Source organism: Sorangium sp. So ce1014 (assembly GCF_051521505.1).
GTDB lineage: Bacteria > Myxococcota_A > Polyangia > Polyangiales > Polyangiaceae > Sorangium.
Genome location: NZ_CP150356.1, coordinates 275029 through 289530, shown reverse-complemented (window position 1 = coordinate 289530; position 14502 = coordinate 275029). Strand labels below are relative to the sequence as shown.

The 14502-nt window shown below is 71.1% G+C and carries 14 protein-coding genes; 8 read left to right on the top strand and 6 right to left on the bottom strand.

The window, feature by feature from the left end:
• Positions 1–79: 79 nt before the first annotated feature.
• The 3 genes from ilvE to WME75_RS01130 form a co-directional block, all read right to left on the bottom strand.
• Entirely contained in the window at positions 80–970 is an 891-nt protein-coding gene (gene ilvE, locus WME75_RS01140; protein WP_437485537.1) for a branched-chain-amino-acid transaminase, read from the bottom strand.
• Between the two features lie 5 nt (positions 971–975).
• The gene (locus tag WME75_RS01135) at positions 976–1677 is read right to left on the bottom strand and encodes an IclR family transcriptional regulator (RefSeq protein ID WP_437485535.1); all 702 of its coding nucleotides are present in this window, start codon (positions 1675–1677) and stop codon (positions 976–978) included.
• Positions 1678–1800: 123 nt separating this feature from the next.
• On the bottom strand, positions 1801–2727 hold the full coding sequence (locus WME75_RS01130; RefSeq protein WP_437485533.1) for a LysR family transcriptional regulator: 927 nt from the start codon (positions 2725–2727) through the stop codon (positions 1801–1803).
• Positions 2728–2844: 117 nt separating this feature from the next.
• Between WME75_RS01130 and WME75_RS01125 the strand changes: the two genes are divergently transcribed.
• From WME75_RS01125 to WME75_RS01105, 5 genes are all read left to right on the top strand, one after another.
• Positions 2845–3525: a (2Fe-2S)-binding protein gene (locus WME75_RS01125; protein ID WP_437485531.1), complete on the top strand. Its 681-nt coding sequence runs from the start codon at positions 2845–2847 to the stop codon at positions 3523–3525.
• Positions 3526–3528: 3 nt separating this feature from the next.
• A complete protein-coding gene (locus WME75_RS01120) occupies positions 3529–4533 on the top strand; it encodes an FAD binding domain-containing protein (protein WP_437485529.1) in 1005 nt (334 codons plus the stop codon).
• The gene (locus tag WME75_RS01115) at positions 4530–6722 is read left to right on the top strand and encodes a xanthine dehydrogenase family protein molybdopterin-binding subunit (RefSeq protein ID WP_437485527.1); all 2193 of its coding nucleotides are present in this window, start codon (positions 4530–4532) and stop codon (positions 6720–6722) included. The genes WME75_RS01120 and WME75_RS01115 overlap by 4 nt, the downstream gene beginning before the upstream one ends.
• 86 nt (positions 6723–6808) lie before the next feature.
• Positions 6809–7993: an XdhC family protein gene (locus WME75_RS01110; protein ID WP_437485525.1), complete on the top strand. Its 1185-nt coding sequence runs from the start codon at positions 6809–6811 to the stop codon at positions 7991–7993.
• Between the two features lie 163 nt (positions 7994–8156).
• Positions 8157–9131 carry a hypothetical protein gene (locus WME75_RS01105; protein WP_437485524.1) on the top strand — a complete coding sequence of 325 codons (975 nt, stop codon included), beginning with the start codon at positions 8157–8159 and terminating at the stop codon, positions 9129–9131.
• A 198-nt stretch (positions 9132–9329) separates the two neighbouring features.
• Here WME75_RS01105 and WME75_RS01100 read toward each other — a convergent pair whose 3' ends face one another.
• Complete coding sequence (locus tag WME75_RS01100) at positions 9330–9578, bottom strand: hypothetical protein (protein ID WP_437485522.1); 249 nt, start codon at positions 9576–9578, stop codon at positions 9330–9332.
• 151 nt (positions 9579–9729) lie between these two features.
• Here WME75_RS01100 and WME75_RS01095 point away from each other — a divergent pair, with 151 nt between their 5' ends.
• On the top strand, positions 9730–10065 hold the full coding sequence (locus tag WME75_RS01095) for a hypothetical protein (RefSeq protein ID WP_437485520.1): 336 nt from the start codon (positions 9730–9732) through the stop codon (positions 10063–10065).
• On the opposite strand, the gene WME75_RS01090 is transcribed toward WME75_RS01095, so the two are convergent.
• Positions 10014–10652 (bottom strand): peroxiredoxin, encoded by a 639-nt coding sequence (locus tag WME75_RS01090; protein WP_437485518.1) that lies wholly within the window; start codon positions 10650–10652, stop codon positions 10014–10016. The genes WME75_RS01095 and WME75_RS01090 overlap by 52 nt on opposite strands.
• Positions 10653–10854: 202 nt before the next feature.
• Positions 10855–12198 (bottom strand): S41 family peptidase, encoded by a 1344-nt coding sequence (locus WME75_RS01085; RefSeq protein ID WP_437485516.1) that lies wholly within the window; start codon positions 12196–12198, stop codon positions 10855–10857.
• A 320-nt stretch (positions 12199–12518) separates the two neighbouring features.
• Between WME75_RS01085 and WME75_RS01080 the strand changes: the two genes are divergently transcribed.
• Entirely contained in the window at positions 12519–12650 is a 132-nt protein-coding gene (locus WME75_RS01080) for a hypothetical protein (protein ID WP_437485514.1), read from the top strand.
• Between the two features lie 815 nt (positions 12651–13465).
• Entirely contained in the window at positions 13466–14437 is a 972-nt protein-coding gene (locus tag WME75_RS01075; protein WP_437485512.1) for an SGNH/GDSL hydrolase family protein, read from the top strand.
• The last annotated feature ends 65 nt before the right edge of the window (positions 14438–14502 follow it).

Here is a 14502-nt window from a genome sequence, read left to right as displayed (position 1 = left end):
CCAGGGAGAGCTGTCGACAAGACGATGGACGGAGTTCTGAACCGGTTAAGTTGCTTTCCCCTTCCCTCGGCCTGCCCGTTCAGGTCTGGCCGCCGGGCGCGGCGATGAGCTCGACGCCCTCGGTCTCGGCGAGCTGCCGGTGGAGCGCGGTCAGGCGGGCGGTGACCGGGCCGCGCTCGCCGCGGCCGATCGCGCGCCCGTCGAGGCTGCGCATCGCGATCACGCCGGCGCCGGTGCCCGTCATGAACGCCTCGTCGGCGGCGAAGAAGTCGAGCCGGCCGAGCGAGCGCTCCACGACGGTGAGCCCGAGGCCGCGCGCGAGCTCCATCACGGCCGCGCGGTTGATGCCCTCGAGGCAGCCGTCGGTGGCGGGCGGCGTCGCGAGCACGTCGTCGCGGAGCGCGAACACGTTGGCCACGCTGGCCTCGGCCACGTGGCCGCGCGCGTTCAGGAGCAGCGCGTCGTCGGCGCCGCGCTGCCTGGCCTCGAGCTTCGCGAGGGCGGAGCCCAGGTAGTTCAGGCTCTTGATCCGCATGTCGAGCGCGTCCGCGTCCGGCCGGCGGTGGCTCGACGTGATGAGCTCGAGGCCGCGCCGCCGCTGCTCGTCGTCGAAGAGGCGGATGGACCCCACGATGCAGAACAGCCCCGGCCGCTCGCAGGTGGTCGGGTCAACGCCGAGCGGGCCCACGCCGCGCGTCACAACGAGGCGGACGTAGGCCTCGCGCTCGGCGTGGGCGCGCGCGGTCTCCTCGACGATCGCGCGGAGCCCATCGAGCGGGCGCGGCAGCGCGAGGCCGAGCGCCTTCGCGCCGGCCGCGAGCCGCGCGAGGTGGCGCTCGATCCGGAAGAGCCGCCCCGCGGCGACGCGCATGCCCTCGAAGATGCCGTCGCCGTAGAGCAGCCCGTGATCGGTCACGTTCACGGTCGCGTCCTTCGCGTCGACGATTCGCCCATCGATCCATGTCTTCATGCCGTTCACCTCCTGCTGTCTCCCTGGAGAGCGCGCGCGACGCGCTCGGCGGCGTCGCGCGTGTGGCGCACCGCGGCGTCGTGACGATCGCCGCGCAGGCTCTGGGCGGCGGCGGCGCAGGCGATGCAGCCGTGCAGGCTGCCGCGCGCGAGCACCGGCGCCGCGATGACGGTGAGCCCGTCGATCCACTCGCCCTCGTTGACGTCGTAGCCGCGCCTGGCGGCGCGCTGCGCGGCGGGGCCCGCGCAGGGGGCCCCCACGAGCTCCGGCGCGTGCGCGAGGTAGAGCCGGCCGCTCGCGGTGACGTCGACGGGGACCTCGGCCCCGACCGTCGGCGCCGCGCGCAGGAGCCCCGTTCCCTCCGCCTTGTCGAGCACGACGAGCCGCCCCGCGCGCGCGGCGACGAGGAAGAACGTCTCGCCGAAGGCGCGCGCCGCCCGCTCGAGCTCGGGCTTCGCGACGCGCGCGACGGGGTCGAGCCCCTGCGCGCCGAGCCCGAGGCGGATGAGGCCGACGCCGAGCCGGTAGCGCCCCTCCCCGTCCTGCTCGACGAGCGCGTGCGCGGCGAGCGACGCGAGCAGCCGGTGCAGCGTCGCCTTGGGCATGCGGAGGCGCGCCGCGAGCTCCGCCAGCGAGGCGCTGCCGCCCCCCTCGCGCAGCGCCTCGAGGGCGCGCACCGCCTTGTCGACCGTTCCAGATCGTTCCATTATCCGGAATGAAGTTCCGATAACTGGTTTACTCCGATCCAGGGCTGCAGTCCAGGGCGCGCCGTCCTCGCGCCGTGGCGACGCGCGGCGGAGAGCGGGCGAGGGGCGCGCTCTCCTCGGGGGCTAGGCTCGCCGCGGCTTCGACGATGCGGACCGCGCGACCTCGACGATCTTGCCGCGCACGAACCGGCACGCGTCGTCGTCGTCGGTGCTCGACGGCCACACGAGCTCCGTCGGCGTGCCCTCGATCGTGAACGGCAGCGGGCGCGTGGCGAGGTGCCGCCGGGTCTCGCGGATGTACGCGGCGATGTTGGTGGGGACGGTGGCGACAAGGGCGCTGCCGTCCAGCAGCGCGCCGAGGTTCGCGAACGTCGAGACCGAGCAGCGGACCTTGCGCGAGCGCTGCACCACGTCCTCGACGATGCCGCGCAGGTCGCCGTTGTAGCTGACGATCACGTGATCGAGCGCGAAGTAGTCCTCCGTGGTCAGCGTGCGGCGCAGGCGCGTGTGGCGCGGGTCGAACAGGCACACGAAGCCGCCGCAGTACAGCGCCTGGCGGCGCACGGTCGCGGGCAGGTCGTCGGCGACGGTGACCGCGGCGTCGAGGCCGCCCGCGAGCGCCGCCGCGATCGTGCGGAACTGCACCGGCACGGCGATCACGCGCATTCGCGGCGCCTCGGGCGCGAGGGCGCGGAGCAGCGCGGGCAGCAGCCAGAACTCGGCTGTATCGGACAGGCCGAGGCGCAATGTGCGCTCGCTTGTCGCCGGGTTCCATTGCGGCTCGTTGAGCGCGGCGTCGACGATCGCCTGGAGGTGGGGCACGAGCGTCGCGCGCAGCCGCTCGCCCCGGCCGGTGAGCGCGAGGCCGCGCCCGCGCCGCACGAACAGCGGAGCCCCGACGGCGGTGGCCAGCCTGCGCAGCGCCGCGCTGACCGCCGGCTGGGTCAGGTAGAGCCGGCCCGCCGCCGCGGTGACGCTGCCCGTGTCCGCCACCACCGCGAACACGCGCAGGAGGTTGAGGTCGAGGTCTCTCCCATAACTGGGGTTCATAGGACTCATATATCCTATTCACTGGCATGGTGGGGTGCGCGGGCGCATGGTCACGACAGGACGAGTCGCGTTCAGCCCGGGCCGGGGTATCTGGGCGCCTGTCGCGAGGAGATCACCATGCAGGACAAGACGAGTCGACCATCGCCCCTTCGTGGAGGCCGATCGAAGCAGGAGACCGCCGGCGAGCTGAACACCGGCGGCGGGCTGCTGGCGGCCCACCTCCTCACCCGACGTCAGTTCACCGCGGGATCCATCGCGGTGGCCAGCGGGCTGTCGGCGCTCGGGAGCGCCTGCACGGGATGCGACACGCCGGCGAGGAGCGCGGACACATCCGTCCGGCTCCTCGTCAACGGCACGAGGGCCGAGGTCGACATCGACCTGCGCTCGTCTCTGCTGGATGTGCTCCGCGAGCAGCTGCAGTTGACCGGCGCCAAGAAGGGCTGCGACCACGGTCAGTGCGGAGCGTGCACCGTGCACCTCGACGGCCGTCGTGTCGCGTCCTGCCTCACCCCCGCCGTGCAGGCCGACGGCCGGGAGATCACGACGATCGAGGGGCTATCGCCGGAGGGCGGGCCGCTGCATCCCATGCAGCAGGCCTTCATCGATCAGGACGCGCTCCAGTGCGGATATTGCACGCCCGGCCAGATCATGGCGGCGGTGGCCTGTGTCCGCGAGGGCAACGCCGGGTCCGCGGAGCAGATACGAGAGTACATGAGCGGCAACCTGTGTCGATGCGGCGCTTATGCCGGCATCCTCGCTGCGATCCAGCAAGCCGCGCCGGAGATCGGAGGGACCTGAGCCATGCAAAGCTTCACGTACATACGGCCGTCGACGCCGGCGGAGGCGATCGCGGCCATGGCCGGCGGCGGCCCCGGAGCCCGGTTCCTGGCGGGAGGGACCACGCTCTACGATCTCATGAAGCTGGGCGTCGAGGGTCCTCTCAGGGTGATCGACATCACCCGCCTCGACGCGCTCGCGCGCTTCGACACCTCCGGCCCGCACGAGCTCGTCTTCGGGGCGCTGGCCCGGATGAGCGATGTGGCCGCCGATCGCCGGCTGAAGGAGGACTACCCCGCGCTGTCGGAGGCGATGTGGAAGGCCGCCTCGCAGCAGCTGCGCAACATGGCGCGGGTGGGCGGCAATCTGCTGCAGCGGACCCGTTGCGCCTATTTCCGTGGTGGAGAGCCGTTTGCCTGCAACAAGCGGGAGCCCGGCAGCGGATGCGCGGCGCGGGATGGCATGGATCGCGGCAATGCGCTCCTCGGCGCGAGCGACGCCTGCGCCGCGGTGTATCCGGGGGACTGGGCCGTCGCGCTCGTGGCGTTCGACGCGGTGGTGGACACGCTGAGCCCGCGCGGCGAGCGCTCCATTCCCCTGGCGGAGCTGCATCGGGAGCCGGGCTCCACGCCGGAGGTCGAGACGACGCTGGCCCCTGACGAGCTGATCGTACGCATTCGCGTGCCGAGGTCCGAGGCGGGCCGCGGGTCGACCTATCACAAGATACGCGACCGCGAATCCTACGCGTTCGCGCTCACGTCGGCGGCCGTCGCCGTCCGGCTCAGCGCCGGCGTGGTCGCTGAAGCGCGGGTCGCCCTCGGCGGCGTCGCGACCCGGCCCTGGCGGTCGCCGGAGGCCGAGAACGTATTGCTCGGTCAGCCGCTCACCGAGGACGTCGCGCAGAGCGCTGGCCAGGCCGCGTTCGCGGCCGCGAGCCCGGGCGTCCACAACGCCTTCAAGGTCGAGCTGGGGGCGCAAACGATCACGGACGCGTTGATGATCGCACGACAGAGGGCAGAACAGCCATGAGCCATCCGGATATCCCCAGGGTCGACGCGCGCGAGAAGGTGCGCGGCGCGACCCAGTATACCGCCGATCACGCCCTCCCCGGGCTCGCCCACGGGATGCTGGCGGTGGCGACGATCGGCCGCGGTCGCCTCCTGAGCCTCGATACGGACGCCGCCCGCCGCGTCCCTGGCGTGCGGCTGGTCCTGACGCACCTCGACACGGTGGGCCTGCAGTCGGCCGGGTTCCTGCTCGGCGGCGGCTACGGTTTTCAGAGCCTGCAGCCCCTGCTCGGCGCGGCGATCGCCTACCGCGGCCAGCCGATCGCGCTTGTGGTGGCCGATACGCTCGAGGCGGCGAGGGAGGCCGCGGCGCTCGTCCGCGCCACGTATGAGCAGGGCGCCATCAGCGTGACGCTCGACGCGCCGGGCGCGGAGATCCTCGCGCAAGCGGACTCCCCGTTGCCGAAGCCCGCCTTCGCGGATCGGGTCGCCGGCGACGCGGACGGCGCCCTGTCGACGGCCGCGACGCGCGTGGACGCGACGTTTCAAGGCCCTCCCCAGCACCAGAACCCGATGGAGCTCCTGGCCACCGTGGCGGAGTGGTCGCGGGGGGAGCTCACGATCCGCGAATCGACGCAGAACGCCGAGGCGCTCAGGCACGGCCTGGCCAAGGTGTTCGGGCTGGCTCCGGACAGGATCAGGGTGCTCTCGCCCACGGCCGGCGGCGGCTTCGGTCAGAGAAACTCGTTGCAGGCACACACAGCGCTCGTCGCGCTGGCGGCTCGCGAGCTCGGCCGTCCGGTCAAGCTGGTGGTCCCCAGGGCGCAGATCTTCAACAATGCGAGCTTCCGCCCCGCCAGCCGCCATACGGTGCGGCTCGGGGCCGATGCATCGGGGCGCATGGTGGCCGCCGTGCACGAGATTGACCACCAGACCTCGCGCCATGACCTCTTCCCGCTGTCCTACGCGGATCTGACCGCGCGCCTGTACGGCATCGCGAATTTCCGCGGCCGCGAGCGCCTTGTCCGCAACGACATCCAGACGCCGGGCTTCGCGCGCGCCCCGTTCGAGCACATCGCCGCGTGCGCCTTCGAGACCGCCGTCGACGAGCTGGCGTATGCGCTCGGCCGTGATCCGGTCGCGTTCCGCGTCGCCAACGACGCAGCGACAGACCCGCTGACCGGCCGGCCGTTCTCGTCCCGGCACGTCGTGGCGTGCCTCGAGAGGGGCGCCGAGCGGTTTGGCTGGGAGAGGAGAACGCAGGCGCCGGGCTCGATGCGCCTGGCCGACGGCACGCTCGTCGGGTGGGGCGTCGCGCTCGGGGCGTACAAGGCGGCGACCGCGCCGGCCATCGCGATGCTGCGTGTGACCGATGCGGGCGAGATCTTCGTGAGCGTCGGCGGGCACGAGATGGGCCAGGGGATCCGCACGGCCATCGCCTCCACGGTCGCGGTGGATCTCGGCGTTCCGGCCGAGGCGGTGAACATCCTCGTCGGGAACACGGGCAGCGTGCCCCAGCACCTCACCGCGGGCTCGTGGGGGGCCGCCACGGCCCTGCCCGCGGTGCACCAGGCAGCCTTGAACATGCTGCGGGAGCTCGGGCGACTGGCAGGCGACGGACCGGCCCACCGCACCTTCCAGCAGATCCTGCGTGACGCCGGCAGGTCGCACGTCGATGTCGAGGCGCGCCACCATGCGCCCGGCCAGCCCGACGCGATCTTCGACCGTGTCGCCCAGGGGCTCCCCGCGGCCGCCGGCCCGGCCTATCCCGACTTTGTCTCCATGAGCTTTTGCGCCCAGTTCGTCGAGGTGCGGATCGAGCCACGCACCCGGCGGATCCGCGTGCCACGCGTGGTGAGCGTCGTCGACTGTGGCCGGGTCGTCAGCCCCCGCACGGCGCGCAGCCAGGTGCTCGGCGGCGTGGTCTGGGGGATCGGCGCGGCGCTGCGCGAGGTGAGCGAGGTGGACCCCCGGTACGGCGGGTTCGTGAACGCCGACCTCGCGGAGTACGTGATCCCCGTCAACGCGGACATCGGGACGATCGAGGCGGAGTTCATCGACGAGCCGGACCCGCTCATCAACAGCATGGGCGTCAAGGGTCTTGGCGAGGTGGTGATGGTCGGCGTGGCGCCCGCGATCGTCAACGCCATCCATCACGCGACCGGGCGCCGCCTCCGCCACTTGCCGGTCCGGGTCGAGGACGTGCTGTAACCCCGCGGCGATGGCTCGGCGTCGAGGGCGCACGGCGCCACGCGCGAGGTCCGAACGTCGATTCGAATCCATGGGAGAGACCCCCGATGAACGAAGCACAAGCCGTCATCTCGCTGTGGTCGGAGGCCGTTCGCGACGGCAAGGATGCGGTGCTGGCCACGGTGGTGCGCGTGGAGGGCTCGGCCTATCGACGCCCCGGCGCGCGCATGCTGCTCGTCGAGGACGGGCGCCGCGTCGGCTCGGTGAGCGGCGGCTGCCTGGAGGGCGACGTGGCGCGCAAGGCGTGGTGGTTGACCGGCAATGGGAGCCCCGCCCTCGTCCGATACAGCACGCGCGAGGAGGAGGAGGGTGAACGCCCCTATGACCTGGGCTGCGAGGGGGTGATTCACGTGCTGCTCGAGCGGTTGCGCCACGAGGAGGAGCCGGTCGAGCCGATCCATTTCCTTGCCTCGTGCGTGACGCGCCGGCGCGCGGGGGTGCTCGCCACCGTGATCGGCTCGCTCGACCCCTCGCGGGCGCGCGTCGGGGACCGCGTGACCCTCGATGCGGACGGCCACCTCGGCGGCCGGTTGCCCGACGCCGCGCTGGCGCGAAGCATCGCCGCGCGCGCCGCGGACTGCCTGCGGCGAGGAGCCTCCGAACAGGTGGCGTTCGGGGGCGCGCGCGTGCGGGTCGACGTCTTCCTCGAGGTGGTGCGCCCGCCGCGCTCTCTCGTCGTATTCGGCGGCGGCCACGACGCGGTTCCGCTCGTGCGTCTCGCCAAGGAGCTCGGGTGGCACGTGACCGTAGCGGACGCTCGGGCCCATTACGCCCGCCGGGATCGTTTCCCCGTCGCCGACGAGGTGGTGGTCACAGACCGCGCGTCCCCGCTCGCCAACCTCGTTATCGCGCCCGGAACAGCCTGCGTGGTCATGACGCACAGCGTGACGCAGGACCGGGCGCTCCTGCGAGCTCTCTCCACGGTTCCTGTCGCCTATCTTGGCCTGCTGGGACCGCGGCGCCGTGCGGAGCGCCTGCTGGCCGAGAGCGGCGCGCCCACGTTCGCGTGCGCAGGCGGTCTGCACAGCCCCATCGGCCTCGACCTCGGGGGCGAGACGCCGGAGGAGATCGCCCTGGCCATCCTTGCGGAGGCGCAAGCGTGCCTGTCTCGTCGCGAGGGCCGCAGCCTCCGTGACCGTCCCGGCGGATCGATCCACCTGCCCGCGGCGCCCCTCCAGGGAGGTTCCCGCGGTCGAGCCGCGGCGGCGCCGGCGCTGGTGCCTGAGGGGTAGACTTCATGTCCTGCCACACGGCCGCGCCGGAGTTGGGCGGCCGGGGACCACGGAAAGCGCGCCGATGTGCTACGGTCGGCGGCCTGTGCGTGGCCGGGACTCCTTCTCTCTGCTCGCTGCGTTCCTCCTCCACGCGGGAGGCGTCGTCGCTGCTCGCGCGCTCGTGCCGCAGGTCATCGACGAGCGCGCGCGGGCCGGCGCGGGCGAGGAGGTCGAGCCGCTCGTGTCGCTGGACATCGACGTGCTGCCAGACCAGCCCAGGGCGCCGGACGATCTGCCGATCGAGCCGCCCCAGGGCCTCGCGCGGACGAAGAGCACCGACCCCGGCTCTCGTCGCGCCGCGCCGCGAGCGCGCCCGGCGGCGCCGCCCGAGGCGGATTCCGCGCAAGCGTCGAGCGCCGAACCGGCGGCCCGCGAGAGCGCGCCTCCGGACGCGTACGACGCGCCTCCCCTCGCCGCCGCCCCACCTGGCCTCGACGGCGTGCCAGTCTGGACATTGCCAGGTGTCCTGCCCGTGAAGCCACCGGCGAGGTCCATCGCCCCCAGACGCCCCCTCGCCCCCGGGCGCCCCGTCCCGCCGCGCTCCGCTCGGAGCGACGCAGACCAGGGCGGGCGAGCGCCCGTGCCGGTCTTTCCCGCCGCGGGCACGCTCGCCTCGGCCGTCGCGGAGGAGGTGTCGTCCTCCGTCGCGCCGGACGTCGCCGACAGCTCGTTCGAGCTCACCTTGAACGCGAAGGGCCAGCTTGTCTCGGTGCGCTTCCTCGGGGCAAACGCGGGGAACGGCGAGGACTGGCGGCTCATTGCACAGGCGGTGTTGAAGCGCTTCTCCGGGCAGGCGCTGTCGATGAACGGCGATTTCGTGGCCGGGAGCAGGGTCACCGTCCACGTGAGCAGCCGGGTCGTCATGCCCGACGGGACGGGGCATGGGACGCCGGCGCCGATGTGGAAGCATGACGGCGGCAAGCCGATCGTCCGCGAAGACTCGCGGGATGACCGCTTCAGGTCGCCTCATCTCGCGCCGGCGCCTGACGAGAAGAAATTCTCGCTGATGTTTCGGATCGATCAGGCGAACATCGGCGCGCAGCGCCGGAGGGTCGTCAGCACGCGGATCGAGGCCGTGCCTGTCGCGCTGCCATGACGCGCCGGAGAGCGAGCGAGGGCCAGCCGCGCTCGCCGAAGCGCCGAGCGCGGTCGCGAGGCTCCCCTGGATCAGGGTGGAGCGGGGCAGGAGGCGAAGCAGCGAGGACCGGTGACGAGCGAGGCTCGGTCAGCGGGCGGAGCGCCGGTGCAAAGGCCGCCGTGCACCACGAAGCAGGGCAACCAGATGGAACGAGCATCAATGTATTGAATAATCGTCTCTTGCAAAATCGAAGAACAGCATACCCGGCGTCGCGAGGAACGAGTGCCTATCTTGCCCCGTAGCTCGCCGCCAGCTCGCGAGGCTGATGATCGTATCACCGTTGTCCCTGCTGAAGCGGTCCACGACCACGTTGTAATCGCTCTTGAAGCAAGGGTCCTCCGCGCCGCCCGCATAGACCAGGATCGATCCCCTGTCGAGGCGCGGCGTGTAGAGGACGTTGCCCACGATCTTAAACGCGTCTCGCCGCAACGGAGACCATGACGTCGTGGCTGGACGTCAGTCCGTGCGCGACGGCGCCATTCGCCCGCGCCTTTCGTGGGCGCGGAGCCCGGACCGACCGGCAGGTCGCTCCGCGGCGCGTCGCGCGTCCTCGGTCATGCGTTCCAGTGGACGGAGCTCCGCCTTCGCGCTCCAGGAGCGGTCTCACCCGGACCGGAGCGACCTCGGGCTCCGCCTGCGGCTCAGCCTCAACAGAGGGTCGTGCCTCGCCGTGAACCTGAACAAGGGGAGTGACTACTTTGGCAGGACGGTGAACCTGGCCGCGAAGCTCCGGGGGTTCGCGGGGGCCGGGCAGATCCCGTTCCCCGCGTCGTTCCGGGACGACCCGCGGGCGAGGCAGGCGCTGGAGGGCGGGGCTTCACTGAGCCCCGCCGCGCCGCCTCAGCGGTTCGGCTGCGGGGTCAGGCGAAGGTACGGGCGGACGGCGTTGTAGCCCTTGGGGAACTTCTGCTTGAGGACCTCGGGGTCCTGGAGCGAGGGGACGATCACCACCTCATCGCCGTCCTTCCAGTTCGCGGGCGTCGCCACGGAGTGGCTGTCCGTGAGCTGGAGCGAGTCGATGAGGCGCAGGATCTCATCGAAGTTGCGCCCGGTGCTCGCCGGGTACGTGAACGTCGCGCGGATCTTCTTGTTCGGATCGATGAGGAACACCGAGCGGACCGTGAGCGTGTCGCTCGCCTGCGGGTGGATCATCCCGTAAAGGCCCGACACCTTCCGGTCCACGTCGGCGAGGATCGGATAGTTCAGCTTCGTGCGCTGCGTCTCCTCGATATCGACAGACCAGCGCTTGTGCGAGTCGACGTCGTCGACGCTGAGGGCGATGGGCTTGACGCCGCGCTTGTCGAACTCCGCCTTGAGGTGCGCGACCGCGCCGAGCTCGGTCGTGCAGACCGGGGTGAAATCCTTCGGGTGCGAGAACAGGATCACCCACGAGCTCCCGGCCCACTCGTGGAACCGGATCTTCCCGTGCGTGGACTCTTGCTCGAAATCAGGCGCGATGCTTCCGAGTTGCAGGCTCATACAGTGTCCCTCCTTGGCCGCGGCGCTACGTCCGCTATGACGGAGGAATCTCCGCCAAGCCGCTCAACGTGTCAAGCCGGTCGCTGCGGTCTTTTGCGCTGGCGCCTCGCCGGCGGCTGGCCGGCCTGCCGGGCGGCGCCGGCCCGGCAGGCCGCCGGGCTTTGGTTCCACGCGCGGGAAGTCCCGTGAGGACGAGAGGGCCTCAGAGCGCGCCGACCTCGCGCCGGAAGCCGTCCCAGGGGATCTCGCGCGGCGGTGCGGCGCGTCGCTCGCCTGCCTCGCCTGCCTCGCCCGCCTCGCCCGGCTCCGCCGGGGTCGAGCACGCGCCGTGCTCCAGCAGGTGCAGGGCCTCGGCGAGGCACGTCTCGGCCGTGTCGCCGAGCTCGGCGTCGAGCGTCTCGTGGGCGGCGCAGTCGGGGGCGAAGCCTTCGTAGAAATCCCCCTCGTCCTTCGCGTTGAGCACCCGGAACGAGATCGGGTGCAGGCTCTTGTCGCAGTAGGTCCACCCGTGCATGCCGACGGGCTTGCCGTGCGTCGTCGAGCCGACGATCTGGACGTCCATGTAGGCGCGCAGGCTGTTGATCAGCGTCTCGCTCGCCGAGGCCGTCGCGCCGGTGGTGATGACGACAAGCCGGGACAGGGGGAGCGCCGGCTGGTCGAGGTCCTCGAACAAAGCCCGCTTGTCCCAGTCGACGTGCCGGTCGTTATGCGCCATGACGTCGAGCAGCGCGCCGCTCTCCGCAGGCCGGTGGATCAGGCTCGCGAGGTGCCTCTCGACGGCGAGGCGCCCGCCGCCGTTGTAGCGCAGATCGAGGACGAGCTCGTCGATCTCGCTGTCCCTGAACATCGCGAAGGCGGCGTCGAGCTCCTTTGTGGTGGGCTCGATGAAGGTGGTGAGCACGAGGTAACCGACCGTCGCGGCTCCCGCCTTCAGGATCCGCGGGTTCAGCACCGTGGTCATGGGATACACCGCCTTCCGGACAGCGACCGTGAAGACCTCGGCGCCCGCGCGCTCGATCGTCAGCGAGACATCGACGCCCTCCTCGTCGGGGCCCGTCACCTCTGCCCAGAGATCGTCGCTCGCCACCTGCTCGACATCGATCTTGTTGATGGCCAGCACCCTGTCGCCCCGCCGCAGGCCCGCCGCCCCCGCGGGCGAGGCCGGATGGACGAGCGCGAGCCGGAGGTTGCCCTCCAGGTCGAAGCTCCACCGGACGCCGAGCCCGAGGGTCTGCCCCTCCTCGAAATAGGCCTCGTATTCGCTCGTGGGCGCGATGTAGCTCCAGCGGTCTCGCGACGTGTCGACGAGATCCTCGAGCAGCGCCTCGGGCGAGGGGTAAGCCCGGTGGTCCACGTCCGGCACGCGGTCGTACCAGAGATAGGCGTCCTTCATCAGATCGAACAGGAACCGGTTCTGCCCCTCCGTCGAGCAGTCGTCCGCCTTGGGCTCCGACGGGTCATCCGACGCGGTGCAGCCTCCGGTCAAGGCGGCCGCCAGCGCGAGGGTGCATGTGGAGAGGACCGCGACAAGCTTCGAAGCGACCATGCCCCGCAGCACATCACGGAAGGGAAAGGGCGGGCAACGCCGATCGGAGGCGGGGGCGCGGCCCGCCCCGGATTGCGGAGGTTCGTCCCTGGTGCGGCGGAGGGATTTCCGGGCCGGCCGGCTCCCGGCGAGGGGGTCCTCCGCGCGGGGAGCCTACCGTGGACGGGGAGCCAGGGACGAGCTTGGGGAACAAATTTGAGGTGGCGAACCATCGCGATCCGTCGTTTCCATTAGGATTTCGGAAGGGTGTGGCGACGGATCGCCCCCCTCGGGCGGCATGGACCCAACCGGCGAGCCTGGGGCCTGGGGAACTCGCCCCGATGAACCGTTCGCTTCGATCCGCCGTTGTCGCCTCGCTTGCCGAGGCCCTGACCCGCGCGGTCGCGGTCGGCGACGAGGCGGTGGCCCGGGTCGTTCACGAGACGATCGGTCGGCTGCTCGGACTGCCGTGACACGCGAGCGGCTCCGATCCGAAGCGCGCGCACTGACCTTCGGCACACACCCACGATGCCGTCGCCGCTCGACGAGCAGGCGGCCGACAAGCCTACGCTGGAAGCGGAGCGGCGGGCAGCGATCGAGTCTGCCCCCCGGTGACCGCCGCACGAAACGGTGTTCGCGCAACGGCAACGCGCGCCGCGCCTGGTCTGCGCCGGGATGGAGCGCGCCAGATAGCGCTTCGGCGCCGCCGTGACCTCGTACCCACGGCACCTCGGTGTGGGCGACGACGTCCGCGCGACCTTCCGCCGAGATGATCGAGGTCGCGCGGATGGACCTGTCGTCGTTTAACAATGTGACGCTGCAAGTTGCCGAGATACACAGCTAGACGAACTGCTGCCCGACGCCTGGGCGAGCTCGCTGCTCCGAGCGCCGGCGACGCCGACGCGACCTGAACCACGCGCGCTCTGGTCGGCGACACAGGTGGAGGCCACGTCACCGGGCCCTCTTTCAGGACCGCCTGTGCCCGCGCCGAGTCGTGGGCCGACGCCGCCCCCCGCCCAACATCGTCGACCCCGGCGAGAGCCGCGAGGGGCCGTGCCCATGGCGAGGGTCGGGTGGTTACGGTGTAACCGCCGTTCGCGCTCGGGCGCCGCGTGGCCGCGAAGAGCGCCGCCGTCCAGACGCACTTCCCCTCGCGAGAAAATCGTTCAACGACAACGGCCTCTTCGATAAGCTGCGCTTCACAATCGCGGTGGAGCCGCGATCGTGTTATGCGCAGCAGATGCTCGTACACCGCCTAAAATTTTCTTCTTCCGCCGTCCTCGCGTGTGTGGTGCTGCTCGTCGCAGCGTGCAGTGACGGCGCCGACTCGCCTGGCACGACGACGGACGGAACCGCGAGCACGGCCAGCGCCGGGACCACGAGCGGCAGCGGGACAGCGGCCGGCTCGCCCGGCAGTTCCGGCTCGAGCGCGACCAGCGGGGGCGCGGCGAACGCCGGTGCAGGAGGCACCGGCGGCACCGGGGGCGCCGGCGGAGCGGGCTCGGGTGGCATGGGCGGCGGATCCGACGGTGTCGGAGGTACCGCGGGTGACGGAGGTGCCGCAGGGGGCAGCGCCGGCGCGGGCGGCGGCCCGGCATTCCAGCCCTGCCCGGCGAGCGGCTCCTGTAAGATCATGCCCTTCGGCGATTCAATCACGCAGGGTTTCAACGTCGCCGGCGGCTACCGCGCCCCGCTGTTCCACCTCGCGCTCGAAGCGAACCGCGACATCACCTTCGTCGGTTCCGCCAATGATTACAGCGTGCCCATGGTGGACGGAGTGACGTTCCCGAGGAACCACGAGGGTCACGGCGGCTGGACGATCGAGGGCAACAACGGCATCGCGCAGCTCGTGGGCACCAGCATTCCGAATTACAAGCCCAACATCATTACGTTGATGATCGGAACGAACGACATCAACGGTAACATCAACCTTGCGGACGCACCGAATCGCCTGGGCAAGCTGCTCGACTCGATTTTCATGCGTGATCCGAACATCCTCGTGGTGCTCGCGCAGATCGTGCCGTCGAGAACGGACGCCACGAACAACGCCATCAAGGCCTACAACGCGGCCATGCCCGACCTGGTTTCGACGCGCGTCAGCAAGGGGCAGCACATCGTGCTGGTGGACATGTACACAGCGTTCACCAACGACACCAACTACAAGCAGTCCCTCTTCGCCGACAATCTCCACCCGAACCAGGCGGGGTATAACCGCATGGCCGATGTTTGGTTCCAGGCGTTGAGTCCGTACCTCCGCTGAAATCGAAAGGCGAACGCCACCAACGCACGAGCAGATTCGCGGCGCACGCCGTTCGAGCCGAAATT